A 1,959-nucleotide genomic window follows, 5' to 3' on the forward strand; every position below is an offset into this window, starting at 1 on the left:
ATGCGCACCAGAACCTGTCGATATTCGAACACTTCAAATCTCCTGTTACTCAATCGGCTCTCCGGGCAAAAAGCCTGAAGGTACCGGGTTGCGGAAATTCGAAATGCGTTTCGGGCTGGCGCCCGACAGAACACTGAGCCCGCTACGTGGCTCGATTACGCCGATCCTGCGGTGGCTCCAATACGCCGATCATCGAGTGGCCCGATTGCGCCGATCATGCACTGGCTCGACTACGCCGATCATCTGGTGGCTCCATTACGCCGATCCCGGAATGGCTCCAATACGCCGATCCGTGACACCCCGGTCATCCGTGATGACGGGCAGGTGATCTTTGAGTCTGGCGCCATTGTCGACTATCTGATCCGTCGCTACGGTAATGGCGGCGTGTGCCCTGAGTATGGAACGGCTGAATATGATCGCTATTCGCAGTTTCTACACTATGCCGAGGGTTCGGCAATCTTGCCGTTAATGTTGCGCGTCTATACGGCCCGTCTTGGCGAGGGTGCCGCGCCCTTGAAGCCAAGAATACAAAACGAATTGCAAAATCACCTGGGTTTTCTTGACCGTGAACTGATTGGCCGTGAGTATTTTGTCGGTAACGAGCTGACGGGAGCCGATATTCAACTTTCGTTTGTTGCCCAGACAGGCCTCGCTTTTTGTGGGCGGGACGCGTTTCCGAACCTCACTTCTTTTGTCGATCGAATCGAGGCTCGTCCGGCTTACAAGCGAGCGATGGAGAGGGGCGGCGCATAATCGCCTGTAGTAGAAAGGCAGGTACCGGCGTCGCCGCGTCGCCCTTGGGGCTCGGTGCGCCTGTTTAGGGACATCGACGACGACCGATGCACTGGATCGTCTGATCCCGTAGTAGCCCGTTCGCGTGACGGTTCTGAGTGAATGCCGAGTGGAGAAGAAAGTCGCGGCACCGGCAGTTAGGTCGCAGACGCTGATCTAGTGTTCCGTCCCAGAAATAACTTTACGTAAATTTGTATTGTTCTATGATCAAGTTCGTGACGAACAGGAGGCGATCATGGGACGCAAGGGGATCGAGGTTGTAGTGTCGGAACTGGAGCGAGAACAGCTGCTGTCCATGAGTCGCTCGCGTTCGTTGCCTCATTCTCCGGTGCGTCGGGCAAAGATTGTCCTGATGGCCGCTGACGGTCACACCACCACGGAAATTGCGATGCAGTGCGAAGTGACGCCACCGGCGATCACGCACTGGAAGAAGCGGTTTGTCGCTCAGGGGCTTGCGGGTCTGCATGATGAGGCTCGCCCAGGCCGACCGCGCACACATGACGACGAGGCGGTCGCGGAATTGCTGGCCAGGGTGTTGCATGAGAAGCCGGACGGGGCAACGCACTGGAGCGTGCGTTCTGCGGGCGCGCAGACAGGGATTTCGAAGAGTTCGGTGGCCCGGTATCTGTCGCTGTTCGGTATCCAGCCCCATCGTTCAAAGAGCTTCAAGCTGTCTACCGATTCATTCTTCGTCGAGAAGGTGCGCGATATTGTCGGGCTGTACCTGAGCCCGCCCACCAACGCCCTGGTGCTGTGCGTCGACGAGAAGAGCCAGTGTCAGGCGCTGGAACGCACGCAGCCGATGCTGCCGATGGGGCTGGGCTATCTCGAAGGCGTGACGCATGATTATGTCCGGCATGGCACCACAACCTTGTTCGCTGCGCTCAATGCAGCGACGGGCGAAGTCATTGCTCAATGCAAGCCACGCCACCGGCATCAGGAATTCCTGGCGTTCCTCAGGCATATTGACCAGGTGGTGCCCGCCGATCTCGACGTGCATCTGGTCGTCGACAACTACGCGACACACAAGCATCCGAGGGTCAGGGCGTGGCTCGCCAGGCATACGCGTTACCACATGCATTTCACGCCGACCTACTCGAGCTGGCTGAATCAGGTTGAACGCTGGTTTGGCCTGATTACGCAACAGGCGATCCGTCGCGGGTCATT

2 protein-coding genes are annotated in these 1,959 nt (G+C 57.9%); both read left to right on the forward strand.

Annotated features, from left to right (window positions below; genetic code table 11):
• Nucleotides 1–216: 216 nt before the first annotated feature.
• The gene (locus tag HHL24_RS43220; protein WP_169491333.1) at nt 217–753 is read left to right on the forward strand and encodes a glutathione binding-like protein; all 537 of its coding nucleotides are present in this window, start codon (nt 217–219) and stop codon (nt 751–753) included.
• Between the two features lie 274 nt (nt 754–1,027).
• The coding region (locus tag HHL24_RS43225; RefSeq protein ID WP_169491334.1) for an IS630 family transposase at nt 1,028–1,959 on the forward strand (932 nt) is incomplete at its 3' end.

This window comes from Paraburkholderia polaris, assembly GCF_012927345.1.
In the GTDB taxonomy this organism is placed as follows: Bacteria; Pseudomonadota; Gammaproteobacteria; order Burkholderiales; family Burkholderiaceae; genus Paraburkholderia; species Paraburkholderia polaris.